Source organism: uncultured Draconibacterium sp., assembly GCF_913060805.1.
GTDB lineage: Bacteria > Bacteroidota > Bacteroidia > Bacteroidales > Prolixibacteraceae > Draconibacterium.
Map to the genome: position 1 here is coordinate 182,206 of NZ_CAJXTC010000004.1, position 22,004 is coordinate 204,209.

Sequence of the window (22,004 nt, forward strand, 5' to 3'; positions counted from 1 at the left end):
CTACATTTTCGGTTAAATTTTCTACCTTTAATAAACTTTATTAATAAAATTATGGCAAGTGTAAGAGACCTTAAAAAAGACATTGATTTGATTATGTCGATGGCTTTAAGCGATTGTTTTTACGTGATGGAATATAACAACGAAGTAGACGAAAAGGCGGTGTACGAAATTGCCGGCGATATTGTAAAAAGTCATCGCGAATTGCGTTTGCGTGCCATTCATCCTGATGGAAAAGATAATTCGAAGTTGGTAAAACAGTATTACAAAAAGGTCGTTCAGGATATGTTGGCTGCTGCCGATGCCGCGTTGGAAAGACTGTCGGCCGAGGTGAAAAAAGTAGCCAAATAGTTACATCAACGTGAAAATTTTGTGAGCAACCACTTTGCCATTATACCAGGTGGTTAGCTCCCATTTTCCCAACTTGTCTTCCAACGGTTCCCAAATACAATCGCCAAGGTAAAACTCGTAATCATTGGTGCGAATAAACTGTTCGCCGGTAAACGGAGGACGCAAATTCCCTTCATCGTCGGTAAATGGCGGATGATCGATCTGAAAATCAACTTTCTCGCCCTTGCCGTTTTTAATGTGCAGCACGTAGCCAAACTCAGTTCCAATTTCAGCTTTTATTTCTGTGGTGAAATCCAATATTTTGGGAATATCTTTACTTTCCCGATCCCATTTAGAGTACTCGCCGTAACTGTATAACTTAAATGTTGGTCTGCGTTTTGCCATTGTTAAATAAAATGCAAAAATAGCATTTGTTCTGTTTTTTATTTAGAAAGGTTCTTAATTTAGCTCCCTCTAATCGATTGAGTGAATTTAATAAGAAAACATACAAATTTACTGTTTGTATTGATTCTTCCGGTGTATTTGTACATCGTTCAAACTTCAATACAAAATAAACATACCCACGTTTATGCAAACGGTATTGTTGTAACTCACTCGCACCCAACATCCGATTCGGATGGTAACGATCACAAACACTCGCAACGGGAAATCAATCTTTATTCCTCGCTGCATTCCGATCTTTATGATACTCCGGGACTTACCGCTTTCAATTTTGAAGTGCCTGTTGTTCATGTCGATTATATTGTTTACAATGAGCAGGAAGTAACGATTCCTGTTTCCCGTCATACCATTCCCCGGGCGCCTCCTGCCTAGTTTTCAAAATACTTATTAGCGTTGCAAAATTGCAACAACTGGCCGTCTGCGTTCAAATGGCTTGTCTTCCGTTTTAACCAAAGTTTGGGATGGCTGAGGCGATGGTTTATCGCTTTTCGAAAAAGACAGATTTAGTAGTTTGAAAACAACATATTACACATATTATGAAACCCATATATGCAATTTTATTGCTGTTCTTTTCTTGCCAGATTGCCTGGGCAGAAGGGACTGAAGACGACAAAAAAGATAAGACCGATGCCATGCTTTTTGGCGATGTAAAATCGGGCGAAGAACATATTCCGTTTGCAACGGTAACCCTTAAGGGTACTACCATCGGGACGGCAGCCGATGCTACCGGGCATTTTAAAATGAGCCACTTACCACTTGGAAAACAAGTGATTGTAATTTCGGCAATTGGTTACCAAACTTTTGAGAAAGAAGTGAAAATGGAAGCCAAAAAGAGTATTACCATTCTGGCCGAGTTGGAGCCGGATAATATCGGTATTGAACAGGTAGTTGTGTCGGCCGACCGGAATGCCAAAAGCCGTAAAGAAACGCCAACCATTGTAAACAGTATAAACCCAAAATTATTCGATCGTGTGCAGAGCGTAACCTTAAGCGAAGGACTGAATTTCTCGCCTGGTTTGCGCATGGAGAACAACTGCCAGAACTGTGGTTTTTCGCAGGTGCGAATGAACGGTTTGGAAGGACCATATTCGCAAATTCTTATTAACTCGCGTCCGGTTTTTAGCGGGCTGGCCGGTGTTTATGGCCTCGAGTTGATTCCCGCAAATATGATCGAGCGGGTGGAGGTAATTCGTGGTGGCGGTTCGTCGATGTACGGAAGTAACGCCATTGCCGGAACCATCAACCTGATTACAAAGGACCCGGTAACGAACAGTTTCGAAACTTCAGTAAACCATAGTTTTGTGGGAGCCGGAAGCGACTACGATGCAGCCAGCGATTACAACATCAACATTAATGGCTCGTTTGTAACCGACGATTATAAAACGGGAATGAGCATCTTCGGATTTCACCGAAAACGCGATCCTTTTGATGCCAATAGCGATGGATTTTCGGAGTTGGCAAGTATCAACAATACAACAATCGGAGCACGTTTTTACCAGCGTGTGGCGAACCGTGGTAAAATTACCGTCGATTATTTTAATATAAACGAAGACCGTCGCGGAGGAAATAAATTCGAGCTTCCGCTGCATGAGTCGGATATCTCGGAAAGTGTGCAACACCAGATTAATTCGGGCGCTCTGAATTTCGATCTGTTGCTTCGCGATAATGATAAGTTTTCGGCATTTGTATCGATGCAGGGTGTTGACCGCGGTTCGTATTATGGCGCTGAGCAAGATCCATCGGCATACGGACATACTGAGGACTTGACTTATGCTGCGGGTTTGCAATACATTCGGAATATTGATTACCTGTTGTTTTCTCCGGCAACAATTACTTCAGGAATTGAAACCAGCGGGAGTTCATTGGAAGATGAAAAACTTGGTTATTACGATCCTGTAGATGATGTGCACTACGAAAATACACAAATTGCCGATCAGGGAATGACCAATTACGGCGCTTTTTTGCAGTCGGAGTGGAAAACGGATAAAGTGGTTTTTAGTGCCGGTTTGCGCTTCGATCATTACAACATTGAGGAGAAGATAGAAAACAGCGATGATGTGAACGGAAAAGTATTGAGTCCACGTGTGAGTTTGTTGTATAATATTGCCGATCACCTGCAGTTCAGAAGTAGTTTTGGCCGCGGTTTCCGTGCACCGCAGATTTTTGACGAAGACCTTCACATTGAAACGTCAGGATCGCGAAAAGTGCTTCATGAGAATGATCCGAACCTGAAACAGGAATCATCAAATAGTTTTACGGCATCGCTTGATTATTCAAACGAATTTGGCGACTGGCAATATCAGTTGTTGGTGGAAGGATTTTACACCCAATTGGTTGATCCGTTTGCCAACGAATACGGTACGCCCGACGAAAATGGAACCGTAGTTTACACCCGTGTAAATGCCGAAGACGGAGCGCGCGTGCAGGGAATCAATATTGAATTGAATGCGTCGCCATCGCAAAAATTCCAGTTGCAGTCCGGCTTTACCGTTCAGAAAAGTGAATTTGAGGCAGAACAGGAATTTGGCGAAAAGCGCTTTTTCAGAACGCCAAATACTTACGGTTACCTGAGTGCGAATATCAGCCCAACTCCCGTTTTCGATATTGCGCTTACCGGCAATTACACCGGCAAAATGCTGGTGCCTTATTTTGGCCCCGGAATCGCAAATCCTGAAGTTGGCGAATTGCGCGAAAGCGATTCGTTTTTCGATACAGGAGTAAAACTATGCTACCATTTTCGTTTGTCAGACTACATGAAAGTAGAGCTGAACGGTGGTGTGAAAAATATCTTTAACAGCTATCAGGAAGATTTTGATACAGGCATCGATCGCGATCCATCGTATGTGTATGGACCGCTATCTCCAAGAACTATTTATTTTGGGATAAAGATCGGAAGTCTGTATTAGGCTTTTAAATATATGTGCTTTAAGGCTGCCCGGCAATTGTGTTGGGCAGCTTTTTTTATCTCTTTTAATTAAACAGTTTAATTCCAAAGAAAACTGATCTCGGTTTTGCCGGACCGTAAACATAACCACTGTCGCGGTTTTTACCTTTGTCGAAATCATCCTGGTAATTATCGAACAGGTTGCTTACGCCGCCAAATATTTCAATCGATGAATCGATTCTTTTCAGCTCGAAAGTGTAACCCACTTTTACGTTGGTTTCCATAAATGATGGCGAATCAAAAAGCACGTCTTGATCGATTGTACCTGCATCACCGGCCAAACCGTAATGAGGCACCAACATTGTTCCGGTGTACACTCCTGACAACGATGCGCTAAACCGGTTCGTCGGCGTCCATGTAAGTGTATAGTAGCCGTAAGTTTCGGGCGTGCGCAAATACTTTTTCTCACCCGGCAATTCTTCCGACCAATTAACGGCGTTGTCGTACTCGCTGCGTTGAACGGTTATTCCAGCCTCAATTTGTAGTTTACGGTCGAAATTGGAGCGTGCTTCAAAAGTAGCGCCGTACACCTGGCTGTTCCCGCCGTTGCGTTTTTCCATCAACGAATTACCGGCATCATCGGTTCCCACTTCTTCCAAAACAAAAGCATCTTTTAGCTGGGTGTAAAATCCTTCCAGCGTAAATCCAATAATGTGTTTTTCGGTAGGTTTGTCCCAGTTTAACGATGCACTTAAACTTTGCGAACGCTCTTCTTCCAGATCGTCGGCCAGTTCAATGGTTTGAATTCCTCCGCCTGCAAAAGCAATGTGCATATCGGCATCAAAAGCTTGCGGTGCACGAAATCCGGTTGACCACGACAGACGCAGCTGTGTGTACGAATCAGGTTTCAGCAGCAGCGAAACCCGCGGGTTCAGTACCAGTTTATCGACAAAATTGTGTTTGTCGGCACGTACTCCGGCCAGCAAAGTTGTTTTTTGAGTAATCGACCAGTCGCTTTGAATAAATGCACCAAAGTTTTTGGTTTGCTGATCGATCAAATAATCGTAAGCAGTAATTTCATCAAAAACGTCGTCGTAAATAAACTCGGTGCCAAAAGTAAGAATGTTAGTGCCGGCGCCAACAAAATCGTTTATGGCGTGGTTTACCTGTGCCCCAACTTGGTAGGTCGAGTTTTTTGAATCGCCGTAAGGTGGCGCATTGTTATAGTCCTGTAATTCCTGTCCTTCGTCGGGTGCAATGCCGGTAAAATGATCGCGCTGTGTATACTGTCCGGCAGAATAAAGAACAAAACTGGTACGCATTGTTGGGGTGTAGGTGTAATCGATTCCTCCCATTAATACATTGTGAGTCCGTTCTTCCGATTGTTTGGCCAGGTAGGCCGGTCCGTCAATCATTTCGCCTCCGAAACGGTATTCGTAGGTACTCGAGAAATTCGCCTCAATTTTCTGATCTTCATCGATTTGGAAGAAGGAATTAATGCCAAACGAGTTGTTCTTTATTTCCGGTAACTCCGAGAAATTATCGCCGTTAGCATCAAAAGCGTCGCGCTGGCGGTGAAAAGCATACATTGACATTCCGGCGTTCCGTTTTTGCGATAAGGCGGTTAATGTTGCACTTACATTGTAGTCGAGTGCGTCGCTGCCGATAATGGAATTGTTGGACGTAACTTCGTACGAATTTCGCTGCGGCAATTTGGTAATGATATTTACGGTTCCGCCAATGGCACTCGATCCGTAAAGTGCAGACGCTCCGCCACGAACAACTTCGATGCGCTCAACCATTTCGGTGGGCAGTTGCTCGAGGCCATAAAGTCCGGTAAGCGGGCTAAAAACAGAGCGACCGTTAATTAGAATCTGGCTGTAAGCGCCGCCCAAACCATTCATCCGTAACTGCGTGTAATTACAGGTTTGGCAGTCGGTTTCCATGCGTAATCCGGGTTGAAAACTCAATGACTCGGAAATGGTTTGCGCCGCTACTTTTTCAATGGTTTTGGCATCAAGCACATTCACAATTACAGCACTTTCAGTTTGCCGTTTAAATGTTTTTGTGCCGGTAATCACCACTTCGTCCATGTGAATTACATCTTCTTCCAGATCAAACTTAACCTCGACCGTTTCGCCGGCTTTTAAAACCACCTGTTTTTTGCTTTCCTTGTAGCCGATCATTTTGGCCACAATGGTAAACTCGCCAATGGGTAGGTCAACCATCATATAGTGGCCGGTAACATCAGTCGTAGTTCCGTAGTTAGTATCTTCAAGATAAATATTGACGAATGGAATATGCTGACCTTCAGAAACAACATGTCCGATAATTACTGCATCGTAATGTTCGTTTTGGGCCATCGATTTTAATGAAAAAGAAAGAAGTACGAGACATAAAAGGAGTATATTTTTGTTCATTATTTTCTGTTTTTATCTCTTCTGTGAGAGTGATTTTGATTAATAGTTGAAAGTCTTATTTAGAATTAATATAAATAACTAAACGTATATCTCCGTTAATTGTTTGAATAAATTTTAAGCTGACTTGCCACCGGATAAAAGATTATTATTTTTGTTTCGTTTAATAATGGCAGGACAAAAAAATTAAAGTTTATGAGTAGCCAGATTGATGCGATGCAGAAAGATTCGAAAAACATGAGAAACAATATAATTGTTATTGTTCTTGCTGTGGTATTGGCAGTTGTATTGGTGTTGTTTTTTATGCAACGACGGGATCATAAAGTGATAATGCACGAAATTACGGCTGAAAAAGATTCCATTCAATATCAGTTAACCGAAATTGCTGCCAGTTACGATTCGTTAAAAACCGAAAATGATACAATTAGCGAGCAGCTTTTTGTGGCTCAAACCAAAGTAAAAGATTTACTGATTGAAGTGGAGCAAACCAAAAAAGTAAGCTTCTCGAAAATTTCGGACTACCAGAAACAGGTAACCACTCTGCGCGGAATTATGCGTGATTTTGTGGTGCAGATCGATTCGCTGAACCGACGTAACGAAGAGCTGATGGCGGAAAACCGCGAGGTAAAACAACAATACAAAGAGGTTGAGCAAACCAATCAACAGCTTAACCAGGAAAAAGAACGCCTGCAACAAAACCTGAAACGTGCTGCCATGCTCGAAACACGTCAGTTGGTGGCGGAGCCGTTGAATACCCGCAGCAAAGAGACCAAGTTTGCAAAACGTACAGCCAAAGTGCGTATTTACTTTGTGCTGGGGCAAAATACAACGGCCAAGCGAGGGCCTAAGCAGATTTACGTGCGAATTATGCGCCCCGATCAGCTGTTAATGGTAAAATCGGAAAACGATGTTTTTCAGTTTGAAGATTTGAAAATCCAATATTCGGCAATGCGCGAGGTAGTTTACGAAGGACAGGATTTACCGGTGGCTATTTTCTGGGATAATACCAACGAGCCCGAAATGATGCCGGGAACCTATACCATTAACCTGTTTGCCGATGGAAATGAAATTGGCGAAACAACATTTGAGATCCAGTAATTCATCAGAAACGAGATCTCTTTTTGCAGGCGAAGCCTGACTTTCCTTTAAAAATCAAACCTTTTCAGTGATTTATTAACTGTAAAGATCTATTCTATGGCAACATTTTTATTCGATAAAATAATATTTGGGCCGGTAAAAAGCCGCCGTTTGGGTGTGTCGCTAGGTATAAACTTACTGCCTACCGAAGCAAAAGTTTGTTCGTTCGATTGTATTTACTGCGAATGTGGTTTTACACCCGGCGAGTACAAAGAAAAAGTTTCGTTCCCGTCGCGCGCCGATGTAAAAATGCGCCTAGAAGTGAAACTGCACGAAATGGTTTCTGCCAATGAACTCCCTGATGTAATTACTTTTGCCGGAAACGGTGAGCCAACCTTGCATCCAGAGTTTGCAGGAATTATCGATGATACCATTGCGCTACGTGATGAAATTACTCCGGATGCACGAATTGCTGTGCTTTCCAATGCAACCATGATTCATCGGAAATCGGTTTTTGAGGCTTTGCTGAAAATAAAAGACAATATTCAGAAACTGGATTCGGCATTTGAGGAAACCGTAAAGTTGCTGGATTGCCCAAAAGGTAATTTCAAGCTCTCGAACACCATCGAACAACTGATCGCTTTTAACGGTAAGGTGATCATTCAAACGATGTTTGTGCGCGGAAGTTACAAAGGCAAAACCATTGATAATACTACTGAGAAAGAGATCTCAGCCTGGATAGAATTGCTGAAAAAAATCAAGCCTCTGCAGGTAATGATCTACACCATTGCCCGAGATACCCCGATTGAAACGCTCGAAAAAGTTTCGTTGGAAGATTTGAATGTAATTGCCGAACGTGTACGTGAAGCCGGTTTTGATGTTCAGGTTTCGGGTTAATTTTTGAGTTCATCAAATGCTGTCATTTCGAAGGAGGTACGACTGAGAAATCTGTTTCAAGATGAAAGAGATTTCTCCTCATTCTTCGTCGAAATGACAGCACTGTGATACTAAAGCGTTGTTCGATACCACTCCGAACTGCGGCCCAGCATACGTATTCCGGCAACAAATCCTTTCAGTTTTAGTAGATCGTCGCCTTCCATCCAGCTGTAGCAATCGTAGGTTTTACCCGATTTTGGGTCGTAAATGGTACCATTCTTCCATTCTTCTTTTTTTGCATCGTACTCAAATCCATTCAGAATTTGTATTCCTACAACCGAACGGTCGCGTAATGCCGGATCCGGATTTTCATCGTCTTTAGGAGGCGCTCCGTTTTCGTATTTTTCGGGGATCATGTATACAATGGTACCGATGTACTTACCGTCTTTTTTCTCTACCTCAATTTTCGTGGTCTTTTCATCATTCCACCATATACCAACAATTTTGTCGGCTTCCTGCGCAACACTGGTAAGCGCATAAACTCCAAGGAAAAAAAGAATGATTAGTTTCTTCATAATAGCTTAATTAACTTAATTTTATAGTTCTAAATATAGAAATAATTAAAGTTTCAGGTGTTAAAACCTTTTCTTTTTTCAGACGTTCGTAAAAATCAGTTGAATATATTTCGCTTGTATAAAAATCAAAAACAGATCGCTTAACGATGAAAACTACAAAATGGATTTTATTTGGTTTACTATTCTTTATTGTCATTGTGGCAATTTCAGGTATTGTTCTTCTTCAATTTATAAAAACGGCCGCGGTACCCGATTACAACAAAGATTTTGTTTTATACGGCTTGAAATCGGATGTTGAAATAATTCGCGACGAGCACGCTATTCCTCATGTTTATGCCGAAAATGAAGCCGATATGTACCGTGCCGTGGGATTTGCAATGGCACAAGACCGGCTTTGGCAAATGGATCTTTTAAGGCGGGTAACACAAGGACGATTATCAGAAATATTGGGAAAAGACCAGGTGGAAACTGATTTGATGATGCGGGCCTTACGCATTCAGGAAAAGTCACAGAAAATACTTGATAATTCTGATCCCGAGGTTGTAGCTGCTCTCGAAGCTTTTTCTGATGGGGTAAATCAATATATTGCGAAATTCCCCTTAGCTCCCGAGTTTAAGGTTTTAGGTTACCAACCCGAATGGTGGGAACCGGTACATTCAATCAACCTGATTGGTTACATGTCGTGGGATTTATCGATGGGTTGGGGAACGGAGTATTTTCTGCACCAGTTGCGCACCGAGGTTTCTGATGAAAAAATTGCCGAGTTGATACCGGATTTGAAAAATCATAAAACAGCTATTTATCCCGAGTTTGGAAATATTGAGATAGAAGCATCGGAGACTTTATTGTCTGCCTCAGAGAACCTGACAGAACTGGGTGCCGAGATTTTTAACGGAAGTAACAACTGGGCGGTTGCAGGCAAAAAGAGCGAAACCGGAATGCCGCTTTTAGCTAACGACATGCATCTGGGATTATTCGCCCCGGGAATCTGGTACCAGATGCACCAGGTTGTTGAGGGGAAAATTAATGTAACCGGGCTGGTGGTTCCCGGTCAGCCTTTTGTTATTTGCGGCCACAACGACAGCATTGCCTGGGGAATGACCAATGTAATGGTGGACGACCTCGATTTTTATGCCGAAAAATTAAATGAAGACTCTACAAAATACTGGTTCGATGGTGCCTGGCACGATCTAAAAATTAAAAAGGAGATTATTAAAACGAAAGAGGGCGAGGAGTTTGCAGAGGAGTTGAAATTTACGCACCGCGGGCCAATGGTCAATCGTTTTAAAAAGGAAAAAGAAACACCGTTGTCCATTCGCTGGCTGGGCAACGAAATGAGTAACGAGATCCGCACCGTTTTTAAGTTGAACCGTGCCAACAACTGGAGCGATTTTCGTGATGCAGTAAGCACCTTTAAATCGGTGAGCCAGAATGTTGTTTATGCCGACACGAAAGGAAATATTGGTTTACAATGCAGTGCCGGAGTGCCTCTTCGCGCCGGCTCGGGAATTCAAATCTATCCGGGCGACAGCAGTAAATACGATTGGCAGGGTTTGGTCCCGTTCGAGGAACTGCCTTACGAGTTTAATCCGGAAAGAGGGTACGTGTCGTCGGCCAACAACAAAACCGCGCCTGACGATTATCCTTATTACATCAGTCATTGGTATGCAACACCAAGCCGGATCGACCGGATCAGGGAAATGCTGGAAGCAAAAGAGAAATTAGGTATTGACGATTTTAAAGCCATGCACAGCGATTGGAAATCGAAAACGGCGGAGCAGATGACACAAATTTTTATCGAGTCGCTGCAAAAACAAACAGAATTAACTGAAACAGAACAGGCAGCTTTAAATACTTTAGAAAGTTGGGATTATAACCTTACACGCGAAAGTCAGGCAGCATCCATTTTTGAGATTCTGTACCGAAAATCGATGGAGAACCTGGTAAAAGATGAACTGTCGCCGGAACTATTTGAAGGAATGTTGGGACAGAAAATGTTACTCGAAAACCTGATGATAAACCTGTTGGCAAAGGGTAATTCACAGTGGACCGATAATGTAATGACCGAACAAACCGAAAGCTTTGATGATATTGTGGCGCTGTCGTTTAACGAAACGGTGGAAGAGCTAACAGCCAATTTGGGGAACAATGTTGATGACTGGAGCTGGGGAAAAATACATTCGTTTACGCTGGCGCATCCGCTGGGAGTGGTCGATGTACTCAATAAAGCCTTAAAATTAAACCGCGGACCGTTCGAGGTGCCGGGAAGTTTTCATACGGTGTGCCCGTATTCGTATTCGTACAAAAATTTGTATGAGACCGTGCACGGCGCATCGCACCGACACATTTTCAGCACTGCTAACTGGGATGATTCGGAGACAATTATTCCGACAGGTACAAGTGGTATTCCGGCCAGCGATTTCTACCTCGACCAAACAGAGCTGTACCTGAACAACGACTATCATCCGGATCTGTTTTCAAAACAAAATGTAGAAAACAAGGCCCGTTTTAAAATGCAATTAAAACCTGAATAACCCCCAACCCCTAAAGGGGAGTACGATCTGGTCCCCTTCAGGGGATTTAGGGAGAAAGTCAATTTGCGTTTGATAATAAACTAATTTCTTGCGCTGTTTGTTCCTCTAGAAATAGAAGCACAGCGTTATGAGCAAAAAATCACCAGCACCCATTTATGTGGTATCGGGCGGAACGGGAATTGCCGGGAACAACCTGGTTCAGGCCATATTGATTCAGTACCCCGAGAACAAGGTTCCTGTGGAGATTATCGGGCGGGTAACATCCGAAGATGAGGTTTTCGACATCATTATGAGAGCCAAAGCTGATAAAGGTTTGATTGCTCATACGATGGTGAATCCCGAATTGCGCCACAAGATTAACGAGCTGGCAGAAGAATTTAAAGTTCGGGTAATTGACTTAATGGGCGAGCTGGCCGATTATTTAGATGAAACGCTTGATGTGGAGCCGATGGTGCATCCCGGATTATACCGCGAAATCAATCATCAGTATTTCGACCGGATCGATTCGATTGAATTCACTTTGTCGCACGACGATGGCATGAGCCCGCAACGTTTGCGTAACGCAGAGATAATTTTAACCGGCGTTTCGCGTGCCGGAAAAACGCCGTTAAGCGTGTACCTGGCCATGTACGGTTGGAAAGTGGCAAATGTACCGCTGGTACCCGGTATTCAGCCACCGGATGAACTTTTTCAGGTAGACCCAAACCGTGTTTTCGGATTACATATTGGAGCCAGCCAGTTAATTGCACATCGCCAGAAAAGGATTGCCAGTTGGGATAATCACCACGTTGAATCATATGTCGATCAGCGTGCTGTGCGCGAAGAGATCCGGAAAGCGATGTTTGTTTTCGATCGGGGAGGATTTACTGTTATTAATGTTTCCAATAAACCCATTGAAAGTACGGCCAACGAAATTCTGTCGTATATGTCGAAACGTTTTTCGTACCGTGGACGAAAACTGGAGTCGCCCTACAGTGGGCCGACTGAACCGGGACAGGAATAAAACGGCAATCAGCAGGAATTTTACATTCAGAAATAATTATTCTGCATAAAGTTTCTGGTAACAGGTGCGAAGGTTTTTTCAATTTAATGTGTCAAATGTTTATAAAGGCCAATATTGTTATTTACTATGGGTCATAAATATTTTCGTGTGGCAAAAGTTGAACAAAGTGCCGAACTCTTTGTAACTTAAGCACAACAAATTGATCGTTAAATTCCAAAAAACCATGTTAAGACTAACAAAATTCAGTTTAGTTTTCCTGATATTTCTGGCTGGCAGCGTTTATGCACAAGACGAGCTGTTAACCATTGAACAGGCCGTAGAACAGGCTATCGGTAACAATGCCGAGCTCAACCAAATGCGGGCGCGTTTAGTTCAAAAGGAAAACGAGTGGCGAACCAACACGGGCGTTTCTGCCCCCGAAATCAGTTATTTTAAAGAAGGTATCAGCGATGATCCAACGGCGCCGTTTGCCGAAAAACGCGTGGCCATAACGCAGGAAGTGGATTTCCCCTTAACGTCGGTTTATCGTGTAAAAGCTTTAAAGCAGGAAGTGGAGGCACAACAAAATGTTATTGTTGCTAAAGAGAAGGAAATCAGTTCGCAGGTAAAAAGTAAGTACATCGAAGTGGTGTATGCGCTTTATCTGCAGCGCTCGCGCGAAAACCAGTTAAATCTTGCGCAAGACCTGTACAATGCAGTTTATTCGAAATTCGAGACAGGTTTGGGAAACGGCATCGATTTGACAAATGCCGAAATTCAGCTGGATGAAGCCCGAAATGATCTCGACCAGAGTGAGTGGATTTTGCACCAGGCACGCTACGGACTTTTTAACGTTATGGGATTGCCCGTTGAAGAGCAGAAATACAGTATTCAGTTTGCCGACACGCTTTATGCCACCGACATCGATATTTCGCAAATTCAGGCACTGGCGGTTCAGGAAGAGCAGCCGGCTTACCGCGCTTCGATGAACTTGCTGAACGCTTCCGATTATTTTCTGAAAGAAGCCAAAAGCAACATTCTTCCCGATGTTCGGTTTAGCCTCTACAAACAGGATTACGGAACCGGCTACGATTTTAACGGATTCGAGATTGGTTTGAGCATTCCTATCTGGTATCCGTTCGATCAGAAAGGAAAAATACAAATGGCCACCGCCCGAAAGGAGGAGCTGCTTTGGAACCAAAAGGAAATCCGCCTGAACATGAAAAAGGAAATTGAATATGCCTGGCACAATTATTCGGTGAGCCGGTCGATCGTAAACCGTTATCACGATTCGATGCAGGAGCGTTCGTCGAAACTGCAGAGCATGTCGTTGCGAGCCTACCAACTGGGCGAAATCGACCTCCTTGAATTGTTGAACGCGCAACAGATCTATTTAAAAAGCGAGCAGCGTTATTTAACTGCCCTCCGCGATTATTATATGCAACTGGCTGCCCTCGAGCAGTACCTCAATCAGGAATTAATCTATTAGCAATACACAAGTAAAACGATATGAACACCAAATTTATTCACCTCGGAATTGTAATGATCCTTTTCTCATTTGCAGCCTGTAACTCAGGAAATGAGCCGAAAGAAGAAAAAGTAGCGGTTGAAACCGATGTGCCGCCATCGTTAAAAGATGGTACCGACAAAGTGGTTGCAATCAAGTTGTCGGATAAAGAGCGCGACGAACTTTCGATAAAAACGGAAGCGATAAAAAGCGAATTTGTCGATCATCAGATTTTGGCGCCGGGCGTTGTTTTTCCGTCGCCGGGGCATTCCAGCATTATCAGTACACCAATTAACGGACAGGTTACTGCCATTAAAGTGTACGAAGGAAACCGGGTGAATAAAGGCCAGGAGTTGTTTCGAATTCAAAGCCTGGAATACGGGAACCTGGTTTCGGAATATTTGCAGGCTTATGCGCAGGAATCGTTTCAGAAAAGCCGGCTGGCGCGTTTAGAGCAGCTGGTTGAAGAACGCATTAGTTCCACCAGCGAGTTGGAGCAGGCAACAGCAGAATACCAGCGTGCTTCGGCATCGTTGAAATCGGCCTACGCGAAATTGCGGGCGGTTGGTGTTCCCGATTCGGAAATTGCCAAGTTTTCTGACTCCGGTAATTTTGAGCCAACACTAAAAATTGTTGCACCGATAGACGGTGTAATCGAGAAGAATTTTGTAGAACTGGGGCAGTCGGTAAATGCGCTGGAAAACCTCTCGCGCGTCCTCGATACGCACGAGGTGCTCATTCGCGGTTACGTTTCACCCGGCGATGCAGTGCTGGTGGAACCCGGGAATTTGGTTGAAATTTCGAAACGTGAGCAGGAAGATGTTACCATAAAAGGAAAAATTACTTCGGTAAATCCCGGACTGGATGAAACCAGTCGCTCAGTGGTGGTAAATATTATTATTCCGTCGGAAGATGGCTGGCCCAAACCGGGCGAAAACCTCAGGTTGGCAATCACTTCCGAATCGCAAAAAGAAACTGTGGCCATTCAGTTGCAGGCGCTTACTTACGATGGCGATCAGCCCATTGTTTTTGTGAAAAAAGATGCGAATACTTTTGAACGCCGACCCATTGAAGTGGAGCAAATAAAAGGCGATTTTGTATTTGTTGCCTCGGGGCTTTCCGCCGGCGAAGAAGTGGCCGTTACAAAAGTGTTTAGCTTAAAAGCGCTGTCGCGTTTCGATATCATTTCTGAAGAATAAAACCATAAAAAACTCGGCTGATGCTTCAAAATATAATTTCATTTAGTGTTCGTCAAAAATACGTAGCCTTATCTCTGGTGATATTAATGGCTGTTGCCGGCTACTTTTCGTTGATAAACCTGCCCATTAACTCGCAGCCGGATGTAACGCCGGTGCAGGTTTTAGTAATTACAAAGGCCGGTCGTTATTCTCCTTTCGACGTAGAAAAGCTGGTAAGTTACCCGATAGAAACGGCCATGAACGGTTTGCCCGATGTGGCTGAAGTTCGCTCCATTTCGCAATTCGGACTGTCGGCGGTTACCGTTGAATTTGATGAGGGAACAGATATTTATTTTGCCCGGCAGATTGTTAGTCAAAGGCTGCAATCCATAGTCGATGAGTTGCCGCCGGGTGTTTCAAGCCCTTCGCTGGGACCCATTTCAACAGCACTTGGCGAGATTTATCAGTATGTGGTTAAAGGTGAAAATTATTCGCTGTCGGAACTGCGCGAAATTCAGGACTGGTTAATCGCTCCGCAATTAAAAATTGTAAGGGGGGTAACGGAGATCAATTCCTTTGGCGGATTTGTAAAACAGTACAACGTTATCATTCAGCCGGGTTTGCTGCGCACCTACAGCATCGGTATTTCAGAAGTGATGGATGCCATTGCACAAAACAACAGTGTGTCGGGCGGAAATTACATTCAGCACAACGGCGAGCAGTACATTATTCGCGGTGTGGGGCAAATTACCAGCATGGATGATGTGCGGAATATCATCGTAAAAAATATTGATAACAAGCCCATTTTTATAAAAGATATTGCCAGTGTTGTTGAAGGAAAGCAGATCAGGCAGGGTGGTGTTACCAAAGACGGAAAAGGCGAGGTGATTACCGGAATTGTGATGATGTTGCGTGGCGGAAACGGCCGTGAAGTTATTTCGGAGATTGAAGATAAAATTGAAGAAATTAACCGCAGTCTGCCGGAAGGTGTTAGCGTAGAGAAATTCTACGATCAGTCGGACCTGATTAAAAGAACAACCTCTACCATTTCTACCAACTTGTTGGAAGGTGGTTTTTTGGTTATCGTTGTTTTACTGCTGTTGCTTGGCGAGATTTCCGGAGCACTGATTGTTGCCATGGTAATTCCGTTTTCGATGTTGTTTGCCTTTATCGGAATGCGCGAATTCGGACTGGCAGCCAACCTGATGAGTTTGGGAGCTATCGACTTCGGAATGGTGGTTGACGGTTCGGTGGTTATGGTGGAAAACATTGTTCACGACCTGCAAAAGAACAAGAAAGAGTCGAAAGATGAAGTGATTCGAAAAGCAGCCAATCATGTGGTGCGGCCCATCTTTTTCGGTGTACTCATTATTCTGATGGTTTATGTTCCGATCATGACTTTCAGTGGAATGGAAGGTATTTTGTTCCGCCCGATGGCGATTACCGTGGCAGCAGCAGTATTTGGATCGTTGTTGCTGGCGTTGATTTTTGTTCCTGCCATGTCGGCCGTTGTATTTCGAAAAAAGGTAAAAGTACGCCGAAACTACCTGATCCAATGGATGCGGCCGCGCTATCAAAAAGGGCTGGAAAAGAACATGAACAAGCTTTGGTTTGTGGGTTCTTCTGCACTGGCCATCTTCGTCGTATCGATATTTTTAATGACACGATTGGGAACTGAGTTTTTGCCGGAACTGGATGAGGGATCGATTTTGATAGAACAGGTGCGCATGCCATCGGTAACGTTGGAAGAATCGATGGAAAATGCCGATTGGCTGGCCGGCAAGATCATGGAAAATATTCCTGAAGTGGAAACAGTGGTCCCCAAAACCGGTCGCTCCGATCTGGCTAACGACTGGATGGGGGTTCACCAAACCGATGTGTGGGTGGTACTGAAACCCATTGAAGAATGGCCGAAAGGTGTAACAAAAGAAGACATCATCAGCCGGATTGAACCGTATTTGCAAACTGAACCCGGTTTGGCGTATAATTTCACGCAGCCAATTGCTATGCGCGTTGACGAGTTAACAAGCGGCGTAAAATCCGACCTGGCAGTAAAAATTTATGGCGAAGATTTGGATGTGCTTGATCAAGTTGGTGAGAATATTTCCGCCTTGCTTTCCGGCTTCCCGGGTACTGACAATTATTACGTGGAGCAGTCGGCAGGGCAGCCTTACTTAACGGTAAATATTGATCGTGAGGCGGTGGCTTCGTTTGGCTTAAATGTGGATGATGTGCAAAAAGTAGTTGAGGCCGGTATTGGCGGGCAGGAAGCCGGGCAATTGTACCAAGGACAACGACATTTCGGAATCGTAGTGCGTTATCCTGAAAATATTCGCGACCAGTTGCCAAAAATTGCAGAAGCTCCGGTGCATCTTCCGGGCGGCGGTTATATTCCGTTAAAACGGGTGGCAAATATCGAATTACAGGAAGGTCCGCGCGAAATTCAGCGGGAAAATGGCTGGCGACGATTAATTGTTGGAATCAACATTAAAGACATAGACCTGGGAACCTACGTTTCGCAGCTGCAGGAACAGATTGATAAAAGTGCCAGTATCCCGTCAGGCTATTTTATCGATTACGGCGGAACTTTCGAAAATCAGCGTCGGGCCATGCGTCATTTAATGCTGGTGGTTCCGCTTTCCATTTTTATCATTATCGGATTAATGTACCTTAACTTCGGGAAAATGCGCTATGCGATACTGATTTTGCTGAACCTGCCATTTGCCTTGTCGGGGGGAGTTTTCCTGCTATGGCTCCGGGGAATGTATCTGTCGGTAACGGCAAGTATAGGATTTGTAGCCTTGTTCGGGGTTGCGGTGCTTAATGGTATAGTGCTGGTCGATCATATAAACATGCTGAGGAAAGAGAAAAAAGGCGACCTCAAAAAGCTGGTCATCGAAGGATCGGTAGATCGTTTGCGCCCGGTATTAATGACGGCTTTGGTAGCGAGTTTGGGTTTTATTCCAATGGCGTTTAATACCGGTCCTGGTTCCGAGGTGCAACGCCCGCTGGCAACAGTGGTAATCGGTGGTTTGGTAACTTCAACATTCTTAACGCTTTTGGTATTGCCGATTGCGTATTATTGGATTGAACGTAAAAAGACTCCGGCAAAAGAAGTGTAGCAGACATTGAGCAGTGATAGTCTCACTCAAAGTGAGGCTATCACTATTCTGAAAAGTCCGGGGCTGTATTTAAGTAATTTCTACTGCCCCGGACTTTATTCAATTGAGAAGGCACAAATTACAAATTTGCGCCAGAATGAGTTGTTTTAAACTTAACTTACCCATAATTCTACAAACGCAATTTCTTTCCACGAGTCTTCAATTTTTTTATAGATTCTGATGAAAGAACTGGCATTCTCCATTCCTCCTATATATTCTTCTACTATAATCGAATAAGACAAATCTTCATTAAACACAGGTTGTGATATTTTATATTTTGAGTGTTCTGAGTAATCTATCCTTTTATTCTTTCTGATTAATCGAATGCCCTTAATATATTTCTTTTTCCAGCGCTTAATTTTTTTTTCTACAGCAATAGTCTTCATAAACTCCAAATCCTCAACAGACAACTCAAGATGTATTGGTTCAAAAAACTTGTCCACGCCTGAATTATTGTTGTTTAAATAGTTAACTTCAAGGTATTTCTCCCAGTTCACAGGTAGAACTTCTTTGCTGAGATAAGAATTCGGATCTTTATTTGAAATTACTTCATTTATAAGTTCGTATGCCGATTCATTATAGCTTTTATTCTGAGAATGAGCGAGTCCGGAAGAAATAAAAAAGATAATACTAATTGCAATCACAACCTTTTGCATCATAGTTTCCTAATTTTTCATTTAATAAACTGTTCTTGATTATTCAGTCATAAAGTGCTATCCATCGTTCATAAAAACACTTAATCTCCCATTGGTTACTATCCTTATGAAAAATAATAATGTCACCACCTTGTGCTCTTGAACAATATGAATTCACAAAAATCATAGCAACAGTTTTATCTTTTGAAAACACTGGCAATGAAAATTCATAAACACATTTTACTTTGTCTGCAAATCTTTTATTTTTTAATAATTTATGTGATATCTTCTCAATGTCCTTATTGGTCCTTAACAATGAAATATTTTCAAGGAGTTTATTATTATCCCAGCCTTTGGATTCTAAATTCTTAAGTTGTTTTTTCATAACGTTTAGATTCTCTGTGTCCAGAATATCGTCAATGGGAAAACGCTGATAATATTCCTTTGGATTCTCTACATCAAATTTGCGCTTTTCATTATTTCTCAATGCTTTCATTGAAATTTGCTCTGTATTAATATTCGTCAATGATTGTTCATAAACCCAGTAATGTGACATGGAATCTATTTTCATTTTATTAAGAAAATAGTGATTTATAAAAAACTCAGAATTAGGCATTCCTTGTGAATAAGAACTAAGATTTAACAAACAAAAGATTAAGAATAGTAACATCTTAGTCCCTACATTTTCTGCCTTCTGCTGCATAATTATTTAATTTTTCATTTAGTACTCTTCGTAAAATTTCGGATTTATTTGGAAGTGTATCAAAATCGGGAACACCAACTAAAATAGATACTTATATTGTTAATTACAATAGAAATTTTAAATGGGCGGTAATTTAAAGTATTTATAAATATCGAAACTCCCGCGCAAGTTTTCCCTAGCTTCGGTGTCATACCTTAAAATTTAAACAAAAACATAAATTTTAAATAAATGAAAACGAAGTTTAGCTGGCGCGCCTTTATAAGTTTTGGATTAACCTGGGGAATTTTAGTGATCCTGGTTTCGGGTTTAATTTTGTATGTATCTCCTCCCGGACGTTACGCCCACTGGGTAAACTGGGAACTGGCAGGTTTATCAAAAGAAGGCTGGCAGGCTGTTCATACCATCTTTTCACTGGCGTTTATCATACTTTCCATTTTTCACCTGTTTGCGGTGAACTGGAAATCTTTTGTATCCTATCTAAAATCGAAAACCACAAAAGGATTTAATAAAAAGAAGGAACTCATTTTTTCAATTGTAGTGGTGCTGGTGTTCTTTTTCGGTACCGTATTTTCCATTCCGCCATTTCAAACTGTTATGGATTTAGGCGAAAGTGCAACTAACTCGTGGGAGAAAACCGAAGAGCGGGCACCTGTTCCTCATGCCGAGTTGTTAACGCTTTCTGAGCTGGCTCACCAGTTAGATATGGAATCGGTTGACGAAATAACCCGAAAACTGGACAGTCATAAAATTGCCTATGAGGATATTCATAGCCAAAGCCTGCAACAAATAGCCGAAGCAAATAATTCAACTCCTCTGGAGATTTACGAGATCATTGTAAAACAGCCGGCCAATCAAGGTCAGGGAATGGGCGTTGGAAGAAAAACCATTGAGGATTTTTCCAAAGAGCTGAACAAGAGTACTGATGAATTGATTCAAATTCTGGAAAAGAACAACATCGTGGCGAAACCGACAGAAACCTTGCGCACCATTGGGGAGAATAATGATCTTACACCGCGCGATGTTTACAAAATCCTTTCTGAATAATTACCAGTACCTTTAAAAGTGGTATTTTTCTAAGCAGAATGTCCGACACCGATATCATAGAACAACTAAAACAGGGGAGCGAACTGGCTTTCAAAAAACTGGTCGACACACATCAGAAACTGGTGGTGAATACCTGCTATGGTTTGGTGCAGAACAGGGAAGATGCCGAAGATATTGCGCAGGATGTTTTTGTGGAGGTGTACCGGAACATTGATAAATTCAGGGCCGATGCAAAACTTTCAACCTGGTTGTACCGTATTGCGGTTAACCGTTCGTTGAACCATATTCGCGATAATAAAAAGCACAAATGGTTTCATTCGTTCGAAGATGAGGTGGCAGCCAAAAACAAGGCGGTGATGCAGGTAAGCACGGCGAATTCTGACGAGCCGGAATACGACTTCGAGAACAAACAACGGGCAATTATTTTAAAGGAGGCGATTAACAGTTTGCCGCAGAATCAGAAAGTGGCTTTTACTTTAAGCAAATACGAAGAACTGTCGTACGAGGAAATTGCACAGGTGATGGACCTTTCGGTTTCGTCGGTTGAGTCGCTTTTGTTCCGGGCAAAAAAGGGCCTGCAGAAAAAATTATACAAGTGCTACAAAAAAAAGTGCATGTAGGCGCAAGTTTTTAAGAATGAACGTGTCATATTAATAACTGCTAAAAAGATGAAGTGTAATAAAGTACATAACAAGTTGATTTTCTTCCTTGAGAAGGAGCTGTCGGTTTCAGAAATGGAACAGGTTCAGAAACACCTGAATGAGTGTTCGGAGTGTGCTCTTTTTGCAGCGGAAATGAAAAATACACTCCGAATTTTGGATAGCGATAAAGTAACAGATGAAAATCCATTCTTCTTTACCCGTGTAAAAGCGCGACTTGAAAAACAGTCACAAGAAGAGCCTGTTGCGCGTCCGGTTTTGATTCGGATCCTGCAGCCGGTGGCATTTTCAATAATCTTGTTACTGGGTATTTATGGCGGTTTTAAATTAGGTCAAACGCCTAAGGTAGCAATTACCGACAGTAGTTTAAGCGAGCAGGAAATGGTTCCTTATTGGAATGAATTGCAAGATGAGCCAATCGAATCATTTTTAATGGAGTAACAAATGGCAACAAAAAATACATATCGCATATTAATCTGGGTAATTGTAATTCTGGCAGCCACAAACCTGTCGATGGGAATTTCGTTCTGGTACCACAAACAGCAGGATAAAAAAGCTACAGAAGAACAACAACAGGTTGAGATGCCTTCGGAACAACGGACGCGTTTTTTCCGCGAGCAACTGAACTTGCAACCCGACCAGGTAGAATCGTTTAGGGAATTGAATAGAAGCTACAACCGGAGTGCACGCCGGATATCAGATCAGCTTACGCTTCTTCGAATTGAAATGGTGGAGGAAATGGGAAAAGCCGAGGCTGACACCACAAAACTTCATTCGATTTCAAGCGAAATTGGAGAAATGCACAAAACCTTAAAGGATTTAACTGCAGATTACTATCTCGATATGAAAGCAGTTTGCGATGCGAACCAGCAGGAGAAATTGAAAGAAATTTTCCTGTCGATGACAAAATCAAAAGAAGATGTTTCGTTGCCTCAACGTGGCGGCCGACGCTACGGGCGACAGAATAGAGAGTAAATAACGAT

Annotated in this window: 19 protein-coding genes; 14 read left to right on the plus strand and 5 right to left on the minus strand. The window is 42.7% G+C overall.

What is annotated here, in order from left to right; all coding sequences use genetic code 11:
- Positions 1-51 precede the first annotated feature (51 nt).
- Positions 52-348 (plus strand): hypothetical protein, encoded by a 297-nt coding sequence (locus QZ576_RS04125; protein WP_297094354.1) that lies wholly within the window; start codon positions 52-54, stop codon positions 346-348.
- Here QZ576_RS04125 and QZ576_RS04130 read toward each other — a convergent pair whose 3' ends face one another.
- Entirely contained in the window at positions 349-732 is a 384-nt protein-coding gene (locus QZ576_RS04130; RefSeq protein WP_297094356.1) for a DUF3859 domain-containing protein, read from the minus strand.
- Between the two features lie 81 nt (positions 733-813).
- Between QZ576_RS04130 and QZ576_RS04135 the strand changes: the two genes are divergently transcribed.
- Entirely contained in the window at positions 814-1,161 is a 348-nt protein-coding gene (locus QZ576_RS04135) for a hypothetical protein (protein ID WP_297094358.1), read from the plus strand.
- A gap of 164 nt (positions 1,162-1,325) precedes the next feature.
- Complete coding sequence (locus QZ576_RS04140) at positions 1,326-3,695, plus strand: TonB-dependent receptor (RefSeq protein ID WP_297094360.1); 2,370 nt, start codon at positions 1,326-1,328, stop codon at positions 3,693-3,695.
- 64 nt (positions 3,696-3,759) lie between these two features.
- Here the strand turns inward: QZ576_RS04140 and QZ576_RS04145 are convergent, their stop codons facing one another.
- The gene (locus tag QZ576_RS04145) at positions 3,760-6,093 is read right to left on the minus strand and encodes a TonB-dependent receptor (protein ID WP_297094362.1); all 2,334 of its coding nucleotides are present in this window, start codon (positions 6,091-6,093) and stop codon (positions 3,760-3,762) included.
- Positions 6,094-6,285: 192 nt separating this feature from the next.
- Here QZ576_RS04145 and QZ576_RS04150 point away from each other — a divergent pair, with 192 nt between their 5' ends.
- Entirely contained in the window at positions 6,286-7,188 is a 903-nt protein-coding gene (locus QZ576_RS04150) for a hypothetical protein (RefSeq protein WP_297094364.1), read from the plus strand.
- 96 nt (positions 7,189-7,284) lie between these two features.
- A complete protein-coding gene (locus QZ576_RS04155; RefSeq protein ID WP_297094366.1) occupies positions 7,285-8,064 on the plus strand; it encodes a radical SAM protein in 780 nt (259 codons plus the stop codon).
- A 110-nt stretch (positions 8,065-8,174) separates the two neighbouring features.
- Here QZ576_RS04155 and QZ576_RS04160 read toward each other — a convergent pair whose 3' ends face one another.
- Positions 8,175-8,618, minus strand: coding sequence for a DUF2147 domain-containing protein (locus QZ576_RS04160; RefSeq protein ID WP_297094368.1), 444 nt, complete (start codon positions 8,616-8,618; stop codon positions 8,175-8,177).
- A 146-nt stretch (positions 8,619-8,764) separates the two neighbouring features.
- Here QZ576_RS04160 and QZ576_RS04165 point away from each other — a divergent pair, with 146 nt between their 5' ends.
- The 5 genes from QZ576_RS04165 (at position 8,765) to QZ576_RS04185 (ending at position 17,941) form a co-directional block, all read left to right on the plus strand.
- Complete coding sequence (locus QZ576_RS04165; protein WP_297094370.1) at positions 8,765-11,152, plus strand: penicillin acylase family protein; 2,388 nt, start codon at positions 8,765-8,767, stop codon at positions 11,150-11,152.
- A 127-nt stretch (positions 11,153-11,279) separates the two neighbouring features.
- Positions 11,280-12,155, plus strand: a complete 876-nt coding sequence (locus QZ576_RS04170) for a pyruvate, water dikinase regulatory protein (RefSeq protein ID WP_297094372.1) — start codon at positions 11,280-11,282, stop codon at positions 12,153-12,155.
- Positions 12,156-12,378: 223 nt separating this feature from the next.
- On the plus strand, positions 12,379-13,623 hold the full coding sequence (locus tag QZ576_RS04175; protein WP_297094374.1) for a TolC family protein: 1,245 nt from the start codon (positions 12,379-12,381) through the stop codon (positions 13,621-13,623).
- Positions 13,624-13,643: 20 nt separating this feature from the next.
- The gene (locus QZ576_RS04180) at positions 13,644-14,840 is read left to right on the plus strand and encodes an efflux RND transporter periplasmic adaptor subunit (protein WP_297094376.1); all 1,197 of its coding nucleotides are present in this window, start codon (positions 13,644-13,646) and stop codon (positions 14,838-14,840) included.
- A 20-nt stretch (positions 14,841-14,860) separates the two neighbouring features.
- Entirely contained in the window at positions 14,861-17,941 is a 3,081-nt protein-coding gene (locus tag QZ576_RS04185) for a CusA/CzcA family heavy metal efflux RND transporter (RefSeq protein ID WP_297094378.1), read from the plus strand.
- Between the two features lie 152 nt (positions 17,942-18,093).
- Here QZ576_RS04185 and QZ576_RS04190 read toward each other — a convergent pair whose 3' ends face one another.
- Both QZ576_RS04190 and QZ576_RS04195 read right to left on the minus strand, forming a co-directional pair.
- Positions 18,094-18,639, minus strand: a complete 546-nt coding sequence (locus tag QZ576_RS04190) for a hypothetical protein (RefSeq protein ID WP_297094380.1) — start codon at positions 18,637-18,639, stop codon at positions 18,094-18,096.
- Between the two features lie 40 nt (positions 18,640-18,679).
- A complete protein-coding gene (locus QZ576_RS04195) occupies positions 18,680-19,318 on the minus strand; it encodes a hypothetical protein (protein ID WP_297094382.1) in 639 nt (212 codons plus the stop codon).
- Positions 19,319-19,546: 228 nt separating this feature from the next.
- Between QZ576_RS04195 and QZ576_RS04200 the strand changes: the two genes are divergently transcribed.
- The 4 genes from QZ576_RS04200 to QZ576_RS04215 are packed head-to-tail and all read left to right on the plus strand — an operon-like array spanning position 19,547 to position 21,996.
- Entirely contained in the window at positions 19,547-20,362 is an 816-nt protein-coding gene (locus QZ576_RS04200; RefSeq protein ID WP_297094384.1) for a DUF4405 domain-containing protein, read from the plus strand.
- 38 nt (positions 20,363-20,400) lie between these two features.
- A complete protein-coding gene (locus tag QZ576_RS04205) occupies positions 20,401-20,982 on the plus strand; it encodes a sigma-70 family RNA polymerase sigma factor (RefSeq protein WP_297094386.1) in 582 nt (193 codons plus the stop codon).
- A gap of 48 nt (positions 20,983-21,030) precedes the next feature.
- On the plus strand, positions 21,031-21,462 hold the full coding sequence (locus QZ576_RS04210) for an anti-sigma factor (RefSeq protein ID WP_297094388.1): 432 nt from the start codon (positions 21,031-21,033) through the stop codon (positions 21,460-21,462).
- A gap of 3 nt (positions 21,463-21,465) precedes the next feature.
- Positions 21,466-21,996, plus strand: a complete 531-nt coding sequence (locus tag QZ576_RS04215) for a periplasmic heavy metal sensor (protein WP_297094390.1) — start codon at positions 21,466-21,468, stop codon at positions 21,994-21,996.
- Positions 21,997-22,004: the final 8 nt, after the last annotated feature.